Origin of the sequence: Micromonospora sp. NPDC048930, assembly GCF_043197935.1 — a bacterium.
In the GTDB taxonomy this organism is placed as follows: Bacteria; Actinomycetota; Actinomycetes; order Mycobacteriales; family Micromonosporaceae; genus Micromonospora.
Genome location: NZ_JBICUB010000017.1, coordinates 109,131 through 125,627, shown reverse-complemented (window position 1 = coordinate 125,627; position 16,497 = coordinate 109,131). Strand labels below are relative to the sequence as shown.

At 72.3% G+C, this 16,497-nt stretch carries 18 protein-coding genes; all 18 read left to right on the top strand.

The genetic code is table 11. From position 1 onward, the window contains the following. The first annotated feature begins 452 nt into the window (after positions 1–452). Entirely contained in the window at positions 453–881 is a 429-nt protein-coding gene (locus ACGFI9_RS31615) for a hypothetical protein (RefSeq protein WP_393183794.1), read from the top strand. Between the two features lie 378 nt (positions 882–1,259). Then, the gene (locus ACGFI9_RS31610; protein ID WP_393183792.1) at positions 1,260–2,192 is read left to right on the top strand and encodes a hypothetical protein; all 933 of its coding nucleotides are present in this window, start codon (positions 1,260–1,262) and stop codon (positions 2,190–2,192) included. 125 nt (positions 2,193–2,317) lie between these two features. Beyond that, positions 2,318–3,130 (top strand): MarR family transcriptional regulator, encoded by an 813-nt coding sequence (locus ACGFI9_RS31605; RefSeq protein WP_393183790.1) that lies wholly within the window; start codon positions 2,318–2,320, stop codon positions 3,128–3,130. Positions 3,131–3,225: 95 nt separating this feature from the next. Then, complete coding sequence (locus ACGFI9_RS31600) at positions 3,226–3,861, top strand: GGDEF domain-containing protein (RefSeq protein WP_393183788.1); 636 nt, start codon at positions 3,226–3,228, stop codon at positions 3,859–3,861. A gap of 80 nt (positions 3,862–3,941) precedes the next feature. After that, on the top strand, positions 3,942–4,784 hold the full coding sequence (locus tag ACGFI9_RS31595) for a hypothetical protein (RefSeq protein WP_393183787.1): 843 nt from the start codon (positions 3,942–3,944) through the stop codon (positions 4,782–4,784). A 26-nt stretch (positions 4,785–4,810) separates the two neighbouring features. After that, positions 4,811–5,308, top strand: coding sequence for a hypothetical protein (locus tag ACGFI9_RS31590; protein WP_393183785.1), 498 nt, complete (start codon positions 4,811–4,813; stop codon positions 5,306–5,308). Continuing rightward, complete coding sequence (locus ACGFI9_RS31585; protein WP_393183784.1) at positions 5,272–6,405, top strand: C40 family peptidase; 1,134 nt, start codon at positions 5,272–5,274, stop codon at positions 6,403–6,405. The genes ACGFI9_RS31590 and ACGFI9_RS31585 overlap by 37 nt, the downstream gene beginning before the upstream one ends. Before the next feature lie 107 nt (positions 6,406–6,512). Then, the gene (locus ACGFI9_RS31580; RefSeq protein ID WP_393183782.1) at positions 6,513–6,965 is read left to right on the top strand and encodes a hypothetical protein; all 453 of its coding nucleotides are present in this window, start codon (positions 6,513–6,515) and stop codon (positions 6,963–6,965) included. A 113-nt stretch (positions 6,966–7,078) separates the two neighbouring features. Beyond that, positions 7,079–7,357, top strand: coding sequence for a hypothetical protein (locus ACGFI9_RS31575; RefSeq protein ID WP_393183780.1), 279 nt, complete (start codon positions 7,079–7,081; stop codon positions 7,355–7,357). A gap of 399 nt (positions 7,358–7,756) precedes the next feature. Next, the gene (locus tag ACGFI9_RS31570) at positions 7,757–8,152 is read left to right on the top strand and encodes a hypothetical protein (RefSeq protein ID WP_393183779.1); all 396 of its coding nucleotides are present in this window, start codon (positions 7,757–7,759) and stop codon (positions 8,150–8,152) included. Positions 8,153–8,202: 50 nt separating this feature from the next. After that, on the top strand, positions 8,203–9,366 hold the full coding sequence (locus ACGFI9_RS31565; protein ID WP_393183777.1) for a DUF4314 domain-containing protein: 1,164 nt from the start codon (positions 8,203–8,205) through the stop codon (positions 9,364–9,366). A 532-nt stretch (positions 9,367–9,898) separates the two neighbouring features. Beyond that, positions 9,899–10,258 (top strand): histone-like nucleoid-structuring protein Lsr2, encoded by a 360-nt coding sequence (locus ACGFI9_RS31560; protein ID WP_393183775.1) that lies wholly within the window; start codon positions 9,899–9,901, stop codon positions 10,256–10,258. Next, positions 10,258–10,920, top strand: coding sequence for a hypothetical protein (locus ACGFI9_RS31555; RefSeq protein WP_393183774.1), 663 nt, complete (start codon positions 10,258–10,260; stop codon positions 10,918–10,920). The genes ACGFI9_RS31560 and ACGFI9_RS31555 overlap by 1 nt, the downstream gene beginning before the upstream one ends. Then, entirely contained in the window at positions 10,907–11,299 is a 393-nt protein-coding gene (locus ACGFI9_RS31550; protein ID WP_393183773.1) for a hypothetical protein, read from the top strand. The genes ACGFI9_RS31555 and ACGFI9_RS31550 overlap by 14 nt, the downstream gene beginning before the upstream one ends. A gap of 174 nt (positions 11,300–11,473) precedes the next feature. Next, positions 11,474–12,055 carry a hypothetical protein gene (locus tag ACGFI9_RS31545; protein WP_393183771.1) on the top strand — a complete coding sequence of 194 codons (582 nt, stop codon included), beginning with the start codon at positions 11,474–11,476 and terminating at the stop codon, positions 12,053–12,055. Between the two features lie 190 nt (positions 12,056–12,245). After that, positions 12,246–13,355 carry an AAA family ATPase gene (locus ACGFI9_RS31540; protein WP_393183769.1) on the top strand — a complete coding sequence of 370 codons (1,110 nt, stop codon included), beginning with the start codon at positions 12,246–12,248 and terminating at the stop codon, positions 13,353–13,355. 26 nt (positions 13,356–13,381) lie between these two features. Beyond that, positions 13,382–14,980 carry a VWA domain-containing protein gene (locus ACGFI9_RS31535; protein ID WP_393183768.1) on the top strand — a complete coding sequence of 533 codons (1,599 nt, stop codon included), beginning with the start codon at positions 13,382–13,384 and terminating at the stop codon, positions 14,978–14,980. Between the two features lie 245 nt (positions 14,981–15,225). Beyond that, positions 15,226–16,413, top strand: a complete 1,188-nt coding sequence (locus ACGFI9_RS31530) for a monooxygenase (RefSeq protein WP_393183766.1) — start codon at positions 15,226–15,228, stop codon at positions 16,411–16,413. The last annotated feature ends 84 nt before the right edge of the window (positions 16,414–16,497 follow it).

The following is a 16,497-nucleotide window of genomic DNA, read 5'->3' as shown; positions in this document are numbered from 1 at the left end:
CTCACTCATCGGACAGCCAGCAGCCCCGCCGACACGCCGCACCTGGTCCCGTTCATTCGTACCTACCTGGACCCCTGGACTCGTACGCCGACACCGGCGACCGGATGCAACCGGCAAGCGGGTTCTTCGCCGACCGGATCACCTACCTCGAGAAGGCGGGCCGCCACCTGGACTCCCTCAACGAGGACCAGCGGCTGTTCGCCATCGACCTGCACCACCCGTGAGGCCGGCCCACCAATTGCGCCCCCAGCACCCGAAGGGACCGGCGGCGGGCCGACTGGTTTGACCCATCAGCGTCACCGCACCGCTCGGGCCAGCACACCACCCCCTCGTAACTAAAGGGACCTGTGCTGCCCGACCGGTTGCACCCCATCCCACGCCCCGCGCAGCGCCGCCTCGCGCGGTCGTGCGCTCCCGTCCCTCCCACCCACAACTGTCATGGAAGGAGCACCATGTCCCGCTACCTGTACTTCGACCTGCAAGCCGTCGCCGCCCAGGCGCGGCACGCCGTCCTCGCCGACCGGAACGTGCCTATCCGCTGCGGCACCGCCGGCGAGAACGGATCGGCGGAGCCGGCGCTGCAGCTCTACCGCTACGGCGGGCAGCCCCGGCTGGCCGGCAACGGAGTCCACTGCGCCTACGAGGCGCTGCCGCCGTCGGTCGCTGCGGACAACAGCCTGACCGTTCCCGCCGTTCGGCTGCCGCACAAAGACGACGCGCAGGCCCTGCCGCTGCTCGACAGCGCCAGACCGTCGCTGATGGACCTGCTCACCCAGGGCCTCCTCGACGGCGCGCGGTGGGTGATGGTCGACCCCAACACCCTCGCCGTCGGTGTCGGCCGGCGCCGCATCCGCCGCCGCGCCCCCGCTGATCCCCGCTGATTCCCGTCACCGCATCCCTCGGTGGGCCCGTCTGTCGCCCTCGCGCACAGCCGGACCCACCGGGGGCGCAACGCCCGAAACGGCGGTTTACCCAGCACCTCACGCCGGCCCACGATGACGGCGCGACGCCCTCGCCGCCGACCTGCACGTTGGCCACGGCGCACCCCTCCCACAGGCCGGCTGCCCGCGATGTTGCGCCGCCCGGCTGATCGCCCCCGACCGCTCGGACAGCAAGGTCCGCTCGCAACCCACCCCGGGGGCGAGCACTTCAGGGCGCCGGGCGCCCCGGGCCGGGGCACTCACTCCCGAGCCTGGCCGGCAACAGGCCGCCCTTTCCCTCTTCCGGTGCCCATCTCAATTGATCAGGAGACCGAACTCATGTCCACCCGACTGTGGTTCCGCGTCGAGGACGTGCTGCCCCTGGCAGAGCACGCGCTCGCCTGCGCCACCCACCGCCTCACCCGGGCACAGCTCGCAGCGGGGGAGCACAACACCCCGGCCCTGGCCCTTCGCCGGGCCGGCAGCGACGGTGAGCTGCGCTCCAACGGCGTGCCGGTCTGGTACACCGCCCACGCGGTTGAGCAGGTCGCCTACGGCGGCTCGTGGCGGCGTGTGGGCGAGCCCCCGGAGCCCGATCAGCACCTGTACCTGGCGCTGCGGCACGCCGGCCCCGACGGGCGCCGACTGATCGACGTCCTGCACGCCGGCCACTGCCTCGACCGCACCTGGCTCGCGATCGACACCGACGCCGGGCCTGGCTGTGCACTCGACGCGCGGCACGTCGAGCTGTTCGACCACCGCGCGGAGATCGCCCCGCCAGGGGTGCGCTGGCGGCCGGCCATGGTCACCTCGCCGAAGGCCGACGACGGGGAATATCCCGCGCTGGTCGCCGACGGCTACGACGCCGGGGAGGACGGCCACCTCATCTGCCGCTTCGACCCCCGCACCGTCCGGCGGATCGTGGAGGACATGTCGGGGCCGTGGCGCGCGGACACGATGCCGGGGGAGCATCCGCTGTTGCGGTTCGACGGCACCACCGTGGTGCTGCTGGAGGAGATCGACCTCGGTGAAGGCACCCGCCTCACCGTCGACGACCGCTGCTACCCCGACCGGGACGGCTACTACAGCCTCGGCGCCTACCACTGGCTGTGGCACACCGCCCCCACGTCACCACTCGCCGACAACTCGATGCCCATTCGGACCCGGCTGCGGCTCCAGGCGACCGCCCTGGCCGGCCGCTTCCGCGAGATCACCGCTACCCGCCGCCGTCCGCCTCAGCAGCCACCCGCCGCTCACGGAGAAGCGCTCTAGGCCAGCGGCGTCCCGGACCGCCTACCGGATCTCGGGGCGTGTCCCGAGGTCCGGTCATCGCACTTGATCAGCGCCGCGTTCGAAGCGTGGATCAGTGCTGACCTCACCACGAAAGGACGATGCCCATGACCGACACACCGGAGCCCGTACCGGCCCACGCGATGTTCAAGGTCCTCGCCGCGCTCGCGGAACTCGGGGAGGCCACCGCCGCCGCCGTGGCGGACAAGGCCGGGCTCGGCTACTCCACCGCCACCGCGAAGCTGCGTGCCTGGGAGCAGACCGGGCAGACCGAACGCATCCACAACGACAGCAAGCGTGCCGTGTGGCGGCTGACCGACGCTGGCCGCGCCACCGTCGGCACGGACCAGGCCGCGTCGCCGGCGCATGACAGCCCACCCGACGTGCTGCCCAACGAACCGGCACAGCCTGCCTCCAACGACGACGCGGCCATCACCGACACCGCCGAAACACCCGAGGAGCCCTCCACGCCGGAGCCCGAGAATCCCGCCCACGCGGGACTCTCGACCTGCGCGAGCGACACGACCGCCCCGCCGGACGAACCCGCGCCGTCCGACGGTGAGGAAGAACCCGTGGCCGCGACCGACGGGGGCAGCCAGCAGTCTGCCTCCACGCCCGAGGGCACCGACCCGGACACCGCCGCCCCGTCCGATGACCCAGCCCGTGGAGGCAGCCGCCGGGCGAAGGGCTCGCTGCGAGGGGCGGTGCTGGACATCCTCGAAGCCCACCCCGACCGGGCCTACAAGACCAGCGAGCTGTGCAAGCTCATCGACGCCGCGAACACCGGCAGCGGCGCGAAGAAGGCCAGCGCGGGCGCGGTCGTCAACGCGTTGGTCAAGCTCGTCGCCGCAGGGAAGGCCGTGCAGACCGTGGAAAAGCCGGCCACCTTCCAGCTCGCCCCCACCACCGGCAGCCGATAGCCGCCGGCCACCTGTCAGGTAGCCCGAGGGCGGACGTCGAAGTTGGCGCCTCACGCCCGCCCCCGGTGCTCCTTCTGATCCAAGGAGCGTTCCCAGTGTCTTCCATCCTGCACACGATCGCCATCGCCGTCGGCGGGATCCTCGCCGGTCTCGCCCTCGCCGTCGCCCTGCTGTGGCGGCAGCAGCAAGAACTGCGCGCGGCCCGCTACCAGGCCAGCCACGACGAGATCACCGGCCTGCCCAACCGGCGGCAGTTCCTCACCCGCCTGACCGCCGCCCTAGAGAACAACGCGCCGGTCGGAGTGGTGCTGCTGGACCTCAACCGGTTCAAGACCGTCAACGACACCCTCGGCCACGAGGTCGGCAACGACCTGCTCCACCAGGTCGGCCGCCGCCTGGCCAGCCTCGGTAACCCGGTGCGGGTCGCGGCCCGGCTCTCCGGCGACGAGTTCGCGCTGCTGGTCACCGGTGACCGCGACGACACCGCTGCCGCGGCGGAGGCCGCCTGGCAGGCGATCGCCGCCGACTCGATCCGCGTCGTCAACGGCGACCTGCAGGTGACCGCCTCGGTCGGCTACACCCACACCCACCACCCGAACACCAGCGCCCGCCAGTTGCTCACCCAGGCCGACCGCGCCATGTACGAGGCGAAACGCGTCGACGGCGGCGTACGCGAGTACCTGCCCCACCGCACACCCGCCCTGCGTAGCCGCAGCCGTCACGGCGGCTGACCCGCACCCCGCATGTCACAGGCCCCGCAGCCACCCGGCTGCGGGGCCTTTCGCCTGTCCACCCTGCAAGGGAGAACCTGGTGCTGTCCTCCAACACTGTCCGCACGCTCACCGATTGCCTCATCGCAGCAGACGCCGACGCCGAGCAGATGGGCTGGGGTCAGCCCCCGACGCTGCTGCTCGTCCACGACTGGCTCCTGACGACCAGGCCGAAGCGACGGCGCAAGATGCGCAGCCTCGAGTTCCCGCTGCACCCCGACGACCTGCTCGCCAACCCGGCCGGTCTGCCCGCGCTGCTGCACCGCCTCGCCGCCGGGCTGACTAACCCCATCGAAACCACCCCGTACCAGGCCACCCTCGACACGATTATCAGCCGGATCCGCGCGACCACTCCGGACGCACGTCTCGTGGCCTGGGCCGCCTGCTACGACGACATCCACACCAACGGCGGACAGCCACGGCAGGCACGCCGCGTCGACGCCGTCGACGCCGACGGGCGCGTCTACCAGCTCACCCACCTGCGCGGCGAGGACCACCCGCGGGTCCGCGTCGACGACCCCCCCGACCCGGGCGACATCCCCGCCACCTACCCCGGTCTGGTCGCGCTGCTGGCCGCCACCGTCCACCACGTCGAGACCAGGACCGCCGGGGGCACGCCAGGACCGCGGCGGTCCCGCCTCCGCACCGAGCCGGAGGAGCCGATCTTCGGCGTGTGCGGGCCCGACGGCGCATCCATCCGCTGCCGGATCTGCGGCGCCGTCGACGAGATCGCCTCCGACGAGATGCCCTCCATGGCCGGCTACGGCCAGGACACCTACACCAAATGCACCCGCTGCGGGTCGGTCGAGACCACCGACCCGATCTTCGGCTGGCGCGCCCAGCCCGCCATCTGGCCGCCCACACCCGAGCCCGACCAGCCGTGACGTCGTCCGCTGAAGGAGTTTGTTCCGTGAGCACCCACTGCTACATCGGCGCCGCCCGCCCCGACAACCCGCACCTGGTGCACGCCCGGTTCGTGCTCTTCGACGGCCACCCGACCGTCGTGCTACCCACCCTGGCCGCGATCTGGGCCGGACACGCCCACCACGACAGCACCGGGTTGATCACCGCGATCCTCGCCCATGACTGGGAGTACCTCGACCCGGACATCACCGCCACCACGCTGTCCCCGTTCGCCGGGCAACGTCCGGTGCCGGGCGTCGGTATGACACTCGCCTCCGAGGTGGACCCGCCGGAGCCGGTCACGGTGTTCCCGCTGTGCCATGCCGGGCACCTCGACGCCGAATGGATCTACCTCATCGAGTCGGGTACCGGCACCATCGCCGTGCATACCAGCGACGGCACCCGCGTCGCCACCTACCACCTCGTCGGCTGCCTGCACCCCAGCCTCATTAGCCGAGCCGAGCGGCCATGCGGGTCACGACCCGCGGTCGGAGCGCTGCGGTGAGCGCCCGGGTCCTCGCCGCGATCGCCGCCGGGGTGATCGCCGTGCTGGTGCTGTGCGCTGGCGCCGCAGGTGCCCTGTTCACCGGCGGCGGCACCGCCTCGGCCGCCTGCTACGGCACCGTCAGTCCGGACGGGCAGCCGCTGCTACCCACCCTCACCATCTCCCCACCCGCCCGCGCCGGTGGGTGGGACAGCGAGCAGACGACCAACGCCGCCGTGATCGTCGCCGTCGGCGCGGATCTGAAGGTCCCGCCGCGAGGCTGGGTGATCGCCCTGGCCACCGCCATGCAGGAATCCGGCCTGCGGAACCTGCCCGGCGGAGACCGCGACTCCATCGGCCTGTTCCAGCAACGCCCCTCCCAAGGCTGGGGAACACCCGCACAACTGCGAGATCCCCGCTACGCGGCCGGGGAGTTCTACCAGGCACTCCTCGCCATTGATGGCTGGCAGGCCATGCCGCTGACCGACGCCGCGCAGGCAGTGCAGCGCTCCGCCTTCCCCGGCGCCTACGCCAAGTGGGAGGACGACGCGATCGCCCTGGTCCGCGTTCTCACCGGCGGCACCCCCGCCGGACCCGTCGACGGCGATCTGGAACAGGCGATGAGCAACCCGCTGTGCCTGTTCGACGCCGGCGACGGCCAACCCGGCAGCGAGCAGGTACCCCTGCCCGCCGGGTTCACCTTGCCGCCGGGCACACCGCTGCCGGTCGTGACGGCGATCGGCTGGGCCCTCGCCCAGCTCGGCACCCCCTACACCTTCGGCGGGGACTGCACCGCAGCTCACTCCGGCATCCCCGCCCGCCAGTGCGACTGCTCATCGCTCATGCAGCAGGCATACCGGGCCGCCGGCATCCCTCTGCCCCGCACCACCAGCGAACAGGTCCACGCAGGCACCCCGGTCGCCGACTACCGCGACCTGCGGCCCGGGGACCTGCTGTTCATTGCCGGCAGCCGCGGCAGCACCGCTCGCCCCGGCCACGTCGGCATGTACCTCGGCCAAGGACTCATCGTCCAAGCCCCGCACAGCGGCGACGTGGTCAAGATCAGCCGCCTGTCCGCGTGGGCCGGCCAGCTCGCGGCCGTCCGCCGGATCAGCTAGTTGAACGGGCTCCCGCTGTCGGTGTTCGAACAGGCAATCGCCAGCGCCCGAACCTACCCCTCGGCCTGCTAGCCGGGGCAGTGCCCTTCAGAGACAGGAGGAACACGATGGATCCCACTCGCAGCATACTGCTCGCCCTCGCCAGGCACGCCCAGGAAGCTCGGCTGCGCTGGAACGCCGAACGCGCCGCCGTGCGGGCTCGCGGCGAAACGCCTGCCCACAGCGAAACGTACGCCTACTACGTCCAGGCCAACCTGTGCCTGATCGCCGCGATCGGCGCGGCGGACCTTCCGGCGGACTTCCGCATCTCCGACATCACGCTGTCCCGCGACCCGGTCGCGGCGGCCGAGCAGCTGCGACAGGTCGTCTTCGCCTACGACCCCAGCGGGCCGATCGAGGCCGCGCACGAGGCAGCGCGCCTGGCCTACAAGGCGGCATTCGCCGAACCCGTCACCGCACAGGAACTGCAGTACGTCGACCTGATCGCCGGCCTTTCCGCCCCACGGCGCGACAAGATCGTCGAACTCGCCGAGGAACGCGCCCGCCACACCGAGGCATGAGGCGCGGAAGCCCCCGCGAACCACCAGCCACATCAGCCGCCCGCAGGGCCACGGCCCATCGTGGCGCGACTCCTGACGGACGGCTTCGACCGCACACCCCGTGAAGGGATCCTGTGAGCGTCTACACCCTGACACCCAAACCCGGCTTCGAGCGCTACACCATCCAGGTCGGCTGGAATCCGCACCGCACCTTCTTCGCGACCGTCGTCGACTTCGCCTGGGACCCGGTCACCGACCCCGACAACGAACCCGACACGATTCGGATCGGCCTGGTCGGGGCGGTTCTCGACCCGGCCGAGGTGCTCCTGGCCGTCGAACCCTACGCCCACATTCCGGCTGACCTGGCCGACGCACTGCGCGCGGACCAGGCCGCGCACCCCGTGCGCCGCTAACACGAACACCCGCGGCCGCCGATCGCGCCGCGACGCCAAGGGCCCACATCGCCCTCGCAGATTGCACCTTCTGATTCATCGGCCGTCGCCTGGCCGACGTGCGTGAACCCTGCCGCACCCATCCGGGCACGGCCGATGAGGCCGTGCCCGGATTCCCTCCAACCATCGAACAGGGAGTCCCTATGACGGGCGATCCGAGGCATGCACGCCGTGCCCAGCGCCGCCGGCACCGCCACCCGGCGGTGACCACATGTCCTGTTCCCGCCGTGGCGGTGGATCGCTTTCACCCGACGCGCCTACCGCGCCGGCCATCTCACCGAGATCGCCCCGAACCCCTTACTTCATCTGACTGGAGCACCAGTCCATGACGCCACCCCAGCCCCTTTCGGGAGTCCCTCCGTGAACGATTTCATCGACGTCCTGCGGCACCTCGCGCACCGTGACGGTGCCGACATCGACCCCGGCCAGATCGGTGTCACCGCCGCGCAGCACCCCGACGCCGTGTGCGCCTTCATCGAAGCCGGCTGCGCGCTCGTCGCCGCCGACGCCCAGGAAGCCCTGCTGGCCGAGGCCGCGCGGACCCTGTTCACCGTCCACGACAGCACCGCCGATCTGGACAACCTCGTCACCGCGGGACAGCGGATGCGCGCCATCGAAGACGCGCTCACCCGCGCACACGCACAACGGGACACCGCGCGCAGCCGGTACCGCGAGGCGTACGCCGTCCTCCAACACGACGGCGCGCTTGTCGAAACCACCTCGCAGCCGGAGCCACCGCACGGCGCTGCCCGCTGACAGGGCGCGGCCGCACACACAACCCGCAAGCCACTCAAGAACGGATGACCATGACCAGCTCAAACAACACGAGGCCACCGCAGCCGGACCACCCCGGCCCGGATCCCCGCACGACTGCGGACACCTACCAGGTGGGGGATCGCGTCGCCCTCGAGCACACCAGCGATCCGCACACCCGGCTGCGGCCGGGTGACGAGGGCAGCGTGCGCCGCTACGACCCCGATCAGCGGGTCCTGGAGGTGAACTGGGACAGCGGTTCCCGGCTGTCGATGCTTCTCGGCGAAGGCGACCGCGTCCGCCGGCTACCCGACGCCGGCTGGCAGCGGGTGCTCGACGCCCTCCGTGAGGCGGGGGCGGAAGCCGGCCGCAACGCCGCCGAGTGGTGGGCGCAGGACACCATCGGCGGGCGGGCCAGCGGCGACGTGACGGCGACCGCGCGGGAGGTCCTCACCGAAATCGAGGCCGCCACCGGTCGAGACATCGACGGGCTGCCCGTCCCCGACCGGGACGACCTCGCCGCCGGCCACACCCGCTACGCCGAGCACGCCCCGCCCGACGCCCCCGAGTGGGAGGCCCTGACGGGCCCGCGGCGTGACCAGGCGCGGTGGGCGTGGTGCGACGGCTTCGACGAAGCGGTCGAAGCCGAGGCGGCCCGGCAGTGCCGCATCGTGCTGCACCCCGACGGTGACGACCGGGACCTGCGCCACATGTACCCGGACCAGGTGCGCCTGGGCGGACCGGGCGTGTTCGCAGGCGACTGGGCGTGGACGCCGAACGACGCCGGGGACCTGCGCATCCCGGTCGGATACGTCGGCACCCTGGTGGACCACTGGCACGGGTGGGCGGTGTTCACCTGCACCCGCGACGTCGCCGAGGCGATCGTCGCCGACCAGCAGGAAGCCCGCGACCGCTACCGGCAGGACCTCACCGACCGAGGCGTCCCCGAACACCTGCGGGAACGTCTGATCGACGAGTCCCTCGCACGGATGCGGTTCGACGGCGACGCCATCATCGCCGACGAGACCCGGGTACACGCCGACCCCGCGGCGGTACACCGCATCGCCCCGGACGGCGACGGCCGGTATCTGGTGATGGGCCGCGCCTGGGCCTGGACGCCCGTGCATCCCTACGCCTGCGACCGCATCGCCGGCGAGATCCCCGACCCGCCACCAGCCCCCGGAACCTCTCCTGCGAAGGGAGCGCCCGGTGCCTGACGACCACGAGGACGAGCGATCGTTGGAGCCTGGGGAGATCGTCACCGTCGCGCCCGCACTCGTCGACGAGATGGGCGAGTACCTGTAGGTCGACATCGACGGCTTCAACGACCCCCGATACACGCTCGCCCGTCTCGGCGGGGACGGATACCAGTGGCCCAACGTCGAACGCGAGCATCTCATCCCGGTAGCGCCGGAGCGGATCCTGCGGGTCTCCGACGCAGGCGGTGAGGCGGCCTACATCGCCGGCTAACACGTGGGCCACGCCGCCCGTGACGGCGGACCAGACACCCGGTCCGCCGCACCGCCACCAGCGGCCCGGCGACCCCTGCGACGTCGATCGTGACGGTCGCCCGAGCAATCGCCCCTCTCGCTGTCGCCGCCGCCCGCAAAGGGACCCGACCGGGCTCGGCGCCTCCCCTCGTGTGAGTCGGGTTCCGCCCCTTTTCCCGCCACCCGTCAGCGCCGCCCTCTTCGCGCTTGGTGCGCGGCGAGGGCGGCGCTGCTTTCCTCTACGAAAGGGACCGCCCTGATGGCAACCAAGACTGTTGTCGTGGTCACGGACGACATCGACCACAGCACGGACAACGTCGCCACGCACCACTTCGCGCTGGACGGCGTGGAGTACAAGATCGACCTGTCCCCGCACAACCTGCAGGCGATGCGGGAAGCGCTCGCCCCATACATGGCGGCGGGACGCCGGCTCGCGAAGCGGCCCGCCGGTAGCCGCCGCGGCACCGGCACCCGCGACGGCCGCGCGCCCGACGTCAGCGGCTCTCGGGGCACCCGTCAGCAACTGGGGGTGCCCACGCACCGCCGGCACAGCCTGACCCCGCAGGCTGCCGGCGCCGAGCACGGCGCCGCCGGGCGGACCGGTCGGGAGGCGCGCTGATGGCACACCACCTGTTCGCGGTCCTCGTACGCGCCACCGCCACGGTCACCACCATCGACGCGCACCTGGCCAAGCCGATGCGTCTCGCCGCCCGCACGCACCCCATCGACGGCTACCGGCTCGGCGGGCAGGTCACCGGAGCGTGGGATCCCGACTACGACCCCACGGCTGACCCGAACAACTGGTACCCCTGCCAGGCCTGTGGCGGCACCACCCTCGTCCACGACACCCAGTGCCGCGCGTGCGCCGACGCCGTGGAAGCCGGCCGCAGGCCAGGCACCGTGGTGCCCTGGAGCTACACCGACTGGGCGCGGTATCCAGGCGACATCGTGGCGTTGCCGAGGCTGCTGCACCCCGGTTGGCGGTTCCCGCCGGGTCGCACGCCGGTCGCCTGGGTCGACCTGGCCGGCGTCGTGTGGCTCGACACCAACGAGGCAGCCCTCACCCGGACGGACACCGGCGCGGTCCCGCCACGCCTGCTCGCGGTCTTCCGCGACCTGCTGGCCGGGCGCCGCGACCCCGATCCTGCGGCTCCGCCAGCACGGCGGCGGCCTACCCCGGCCGACTGGTCCGCGCCCTGGCGGCACCCACGCCCGCGGCGTCCCCGGGTCCGCTTCGAGCCGGCTGACTGGTCGGTGGCGGTAGTCGATGCCCACTCCTGACTACCTGCCGCAGCGTGGCAGCACCGCCGTGTTCTCCGGGCCGTGGCTGCGCTACGAGCCGACCCACGGCTCCCACCGCTACTACGAGGCCTACACCGCCACGGTGATCGGCTGGTGGAACGGCGCCTTCGAACTCAGCATCGACGCCGAGGCAGCCGACGCCCTCGCCCTGTCGTTCTCGCAGATGGCGGACTACGTGGGCGGTGACTGGCGCACCGTCGACTTCGACGGACGCGCCCTCACCGTGGCTCGCCCGCTGTCCCTCGGCGGCGGCGTCCACCTCGTCGAACCCACCGACGGGCGGTACCGGATCGGCTGGGGCCTGCCCTGGTTGCCTGTCGACCCTCGCCGCTGCGATCGCATCGTCGGCAAAGCGTAGGCATCGCTCATCCCGAACAGAGTGTGGGACCGCTCAACGGTCTCACCTGCTGCCAACACCGCAATCCGGCCCCGCGCGCCCCCACAGGGTTGCCGACGAGATCAAGCCGGCCGCGACCACCGCTGCGTAACACGCGCGCGGCTGCCACACCCCTCTGCCTTTCATGGAGGCTCCATGCTTCATCCCCGTACGCAGGACATGGTCACCCGCACGCTCGCCCGCGTCGAAGCGCTGCACGAGCGGCACGGGTGGGACCTGTCGCCGGAGCTGATCGGCCTGTTCGACCGGCCGATGTCGGCTCACCCGCACCAGGTGCACGTCGACGCCGACCTGTTCGACCCGAGTGTCTGGCACGCCCCGAGCCTCGCCGGTGGCGACCAGGATGCACAGCCCGCGGTGATCCTGCACCGCCTTGCCCGGCACGCCAGCAGTCACGCTATGCGTGACTGGCTGCGTACGTGGCTGCACCGCGACGGGCGGCGCTGCGTCGGGTTCGCCATGGTCTTCGAAGCCTGGGCCGGCAGAGTCGGTCCCGGCTACCGGCACGGCGACCTCGCCCAAGCCCCCGCGTCCGCCCGGGTCGAGACGCGCGTCGTCGCCGCCGTCGACATCGACCTGAGGCTCTACCAGGTCATGCGGCCGCGCGGAGCGCGCAGCGCCACCGTCGACACCTGGGCGGTGCCGCCGCCCCGGGTTGCCGGCACCCGCATAGCGGCCGGGCTGACCCGGCTGATCCACCTGGCCAGAAACCTGTGATCACCACGTCGCCAGACGGCCGGGCAACCTGACGAGCCGACATGCCCTCGCATCGGCGGTGTCGCGCCGTCCTGCGGTGAGCCTGCTCCAGCTGCCCCTCTGATTCCTGTCTCCGCTGCGCGGATGTTGCTTGTTGCCCGCGCACCCCGGAGACGGGTGCGCGGGCCCTACCCCCGATGGGAGGACCCGTATGGATCCCACAACCCCAGCCGCCACCCCACCTGTGATGGATGGCCGGCGCCCCGGCTACCTGTACCGCAAGGTCGCCTCGCATCTGGCCGCTCACCCGGACCAGATGCTCACGGTCGGGGAGATCACCAAAGCCCTCTCCGCCCCCTCGACCGGGGCGGTGTTCGAAGCCTTGAAGAAGATGGCCGTCGCCGGTTACGCCACCCACCAGATGGGCCCGCACCGGTTCCAGATCACCCAGGCCGGGATCGACGCCGCCGGCACCATGCCGCCACCCGCCCCGCGCACACACAGCCAGGGCCGGCGGGCAGGGCGTCGGCAGCCCGTCGCGCGCCCGAACGGTGACCTGTACTTCCCGCGCAAGCTCGCGGGGGCCACCGATGTCGACGTGCTGCGCCGGCTACGCGACAAGCGCATCCCGGTGCTGCTCTACGGTCCGCCGGGCACCGGCAAGACCGCCCTGGTGGAGGCCGCTTTCCCGGACCTGCTCACCGTCGCCGGCACCGGCGACACAGTGGTGGAGGACTTCCTCGGCAACTTCATCCCCCTGCCCGACGGCGGGTTCGAGTTCGTCTACGGCCCCCTGGTAGTGGCGATGCGTGAGGGGCGGGCGTTGCTGGTCGACGACGCCACCCTCATCCCCCCGAAAGTCCTCGCCGTCCTGTACCCGGCGATGGACGGCCGCCGCGTGATCACCATTCCCGGCTACCGCAACGAACGCGTGGAGGCCGCCGACGGGTTCTACGTCATCGCCGGCCACAATCCCGGCGTCCACGGCGCGGTCCTCACCGAGGCGTTGGCGTCGCGGTTCGACGTGCACATCGAGGTCACCACCGACTGGGACCTCGCCCGCCACCTCGGCGTCCCCCGTCCCGCCGTCGAGGCCGCCATCGCCCTGAACACCGACCTCGCGGCCGGACGCGTCGGCTGGGCGCCGCAGCTACGCGAGCTGCTCGGCTTCACCCGCGTCAGCAAAACCCTCGGGGCCGCCGCAGCCGTGGCGAACCTGGTCGGCCGCGCCCCACTCGAGGACCGCGAGCAGGTCCTCGCCGCCCTCAAGCAGCAGTTCGGCACGGACATCAACCCGCTGACCCTCGGCAAGCAACGCTGACCAACCCCTAGAAGAGGAAAGCCACCATGTCTCATCCCTCCACCCACCGGGCCGCCGGCTCGGGCAGCTCGGCTGCCAGCATCCCGGACTGGCACGCGTGGAGCGACGCCTGGACCCGGCACATCCCGGTCCTGACCGGCCGCACCGACCTGACCGTCACCGTCGCCCCCGGCGCGGGCGGCGGCGCCCCGGCCTGCTTCTACCCCGACGCCCGCCGCATCGAAGTCGACGCCACCCACATCGGCGCCCCCGACATCACCGACCCCCGCCGCGCCGGCCACAAGCGCCTGGTGCCGACCGCGTACGGGCTGCTCGTGCACGAAGCCGCCCACGCCACCCACAGCCTGTGGAGCACACCTCCCGGCACCCCGCCGGTCGTCGCCGCCGTCGCCGATCTTCTCGAAGAGTCCCGTGCCGAGAACCGGCAACGCGGCAGGCGGCGCGCCGACCGCAGGTGGCTGCGCCACACCGTCACCACCCTGCTCGACCCCGCCGATGCGCCGGTGGACGACGCCTGGCACGCCGCCCACCTCGCCGGGCTGCTCCTGGCCCGCGTTGACGCCAGGATCATCACCGCCAAGGACATCAAAGGCGTCCGGGCCGCCGTCACCAGCGTGCTCGGCCGCACGAAACTCCGCCAGCTGCGCGACATATGGCGTGAAGCCCACGCCGTCGACGACACCGACGCCACCACGATGATCGACCTGGCGTGGCGGTGGTGCCGCATCCTCGACATCAACCCCCACCAACAGCCGCAACCGCCGCAGCCCGACCCCGGCGCATTCGCCGGGCAGCTCGCCCAAGCCCTCGCCGACTACCTCGCCCACGCCGTCGGACTGACCCCCGCCGAATACGCCGCCCAGCAGATCAACACCCGGCATGGGGCGCCCGCGTCGTGGACGCGCCGCGATCCCACCGACGCCGAACGCGCTGCCGCCCGAACTTTGGCCGCGCGGCTGCGCCGGGCCCGAACCCACTCACCGGAACCCGACACCCGGCCCAGCCCGATACCGCCCGGGCGGCTGCGAACTCGGCACGCCATCACCGCCAAGGCGCAGATCGCCGCCGGCAGCATGCCCACCGCCACACCGTGGCAGCGCCGCGCCCAGATCCCACCGCCGAAGCCGCACCTGCACCTGGCCGTGCTCGTCGACACCTCCGGATCCATGCGCTCCTACGCGGCGCCGATGTCCTCGGCCGGGTGGATCCTCGCCCACGCCGCCCGCACCAACCAGGCCACCACCACCATGATCGGGTTCGGCAGCCAGGCAACGCTGCTCGTGCCGCCCCGGCAGCACCCCGCCTACGTCCTGCAGATGCGGGCGGCCGGAGGCACCACCGCGTTCATCGACGCGGTGAAACTCGCCGACCAACTGCTGAACCTGCGCCAACCGGGCCGGTTGCGGATGCTCGCCGTCGTCTCCGACGGCGACCTGCCCGACATCGCACCGGCGCAGCGGCTGATCACCACCCTGCACCAGAGCGGCTGCGCGGTGCTGTGGCTGCGCCCCGCCGACCTGGCCGGGCACACCTTCACCCACACCACCACCCTCCTGGTCGCCGACCCGGTCCAGGCCGTCGACGCCATCGCCGACGCCGCCGTCACCGCACTCGAACACGCCTGACAACCCTCAGCACGAGAAAGACGCCGAGGCCGGCTACCGGGCACGACCGACAACATCAGCCGCCACGATCGGTCGCCGCTTTCGCGGGCTCGTGACTCCCACGCCCCGCCGCTGACCTCGCCGCCTCACATCGCACGAACCAGGCCGTTGCCCGGCCACCCGCGCACACCAGCGCAAACCCCGGGCACGGCCGACCGGCCGTGCCCGGGTTTCCCACCCACGAGCCTCGAAAAAGGGGAAACCCGATGACACTGCCGCCGCTGATTCACCCGGCCGGCGCGCCCACCGCCGTCACGACGAGCCCGACGACACGTGCGCCTCAGCCACGCATCGCCGTCGTCGGCGGATCCCTCACCGGCTGCGCCACCGCGCTGCTGCTCCAGCACGGCGGTTTCCACCAGGTCACCGTCTATGAATCAGCCCCCGATGCCGCGCCGCGCGGCGGCGGGCTGATCGGCCTGGAATACCCCGCCCTGGACATCCTCGACCGCCTCGGCATCGGCCAGAGCGAGTTCGTCGCCTACGACTCCGAGACCGTCTGTCAGGTCACCGTCCGTGCACGCCAGCCCATCCACACCCTCCGGCAGGTCTACCCGGGCCGCAACACCACCTGGACGCTGCTGCACACCGCGCTGGCCACCCGCCTGCCCGCCGAGGTGCTGCGCACCGGTCGCCGGGTCGCCGCCCTCGGCGTCCACCACAAACGACCTGTCCTGACGTTCGGCGACGGCTCCCGCGAGGTCGCCGACCTGGTGGTGTTCGCCGACGGACGCGCCTCCACCGGCCGCCGCCTGCTCGACCCATCCCGGCGGCTGCGGTACGCCGGCTACGTCGCCCACCGCGGCCACGCCCCCACCCCCGACCAGCCGCTGCGGGACTTCCTGCGCCTGGAGCCCGGGCCCGGCTGCCAATACAACGTCGCCCCGATCCCCGGCGGGCTGGACTGGACGCTCTACCTCACCTGCGGCCCCACCGCCTACGCCCACCAGTTCGGGGCGCCGCCCGAGCGGCGGACGTTCGCCCTGCCCCATCACGTCGGGCCAGCGGCCCGCGCGCACGTCGACGAGCACGCCACCCGGCTGCTACCCGCCGCACACGCCGCGACGGTGCATGCCATCACCGTGCGGATGGCCGTGCCGGTGATGGACATCGATCCGCCCACCCGCATGGTGTGGCCCGCCGGGCGCGGGTGGGCGGTGCTGCTCGGCGACGCCCTCGCCCCCGTGCGCCCGCACACCGCACGAGGCGCGAACAACGGCATCGAACAGGCCGCCGGCCTCGTCACCGCCCTCACCCAACACCACCGCTGGGGCGCCGACCTGGCCGCGGCCCTGCACGGCTGGCAACGCCGCCACCTGCCCGCCGCGGTCGCCGCCGTCCACCGGGGCCCCGTCATCAGCGCCCGCCTCGGTCTCGGCCACCACCCCCGCTGAGCAACCCCTCGACCTGACCGACCCGCCGGCGGCAGGCGCCTGATCTGCCGCCGGTCCACCGCCAGCCCCGTACGCCACGCCCAG